The sequence below is a fragment of the Pseudoalteromonas sp. S2721 genome (assembly GCF_005887425.1).
GTDB lineage: Bacteria > Pseudomonadota > Gammaproteobacteria > Enterobacterales > Alteromonadaceae > Pseudoalteromonas > Pseudoalteromonas simplex.
On the sequence record NZ_PNCZ01000114.1, the window covers coordinates 1 to 351 of the forward strand.

The following is a 351-nucleotide window of genomic DNA, read 5'->3' on the forward strand; positions in this document are numbered from 1 at the left end:
GAAGAAGTGGCGATGATCGTGAAGATGCGTGAAGACAAATTAAAAGTGCATACCGATATTCGTAGTGAAGAAATTTACCGTGCTTCGCGTAAAGTAGAGAAGATTTGTAATATGACAGTACAACCAAACAAAGAAATTGTTGGTGAAAATGCCTTTGCACACAGCTCATGGATCCACCAAGACGGCGTATTAATAGCCCAAAACACTTACGAAATTTTGTCGCCAGAAACTGAAGGAGTACCTAAGAATCAAATAAACATGAATTCGCCCAAACGTCGTCATATAATTTAGCATCGAATAGAACAGTTACGCTAACAAAAATCTGAGATGAATATTGATAGAATATTCAGC

Annotated in this window: 1 pseudogene; it reads left to right on the top strand. The window is 37.6% G+C overall.

Going from position 1 to position 351, the window contains the following annotated elements:
- Positions 1–288: pseudogene (locus CWC02_RS20510) on the top strand (homocitrate synthase/isopropylmalate synthase family protein); the annotation flags it as partial.
- Positions 289–351: the final 63 nt, after the last annotated feature.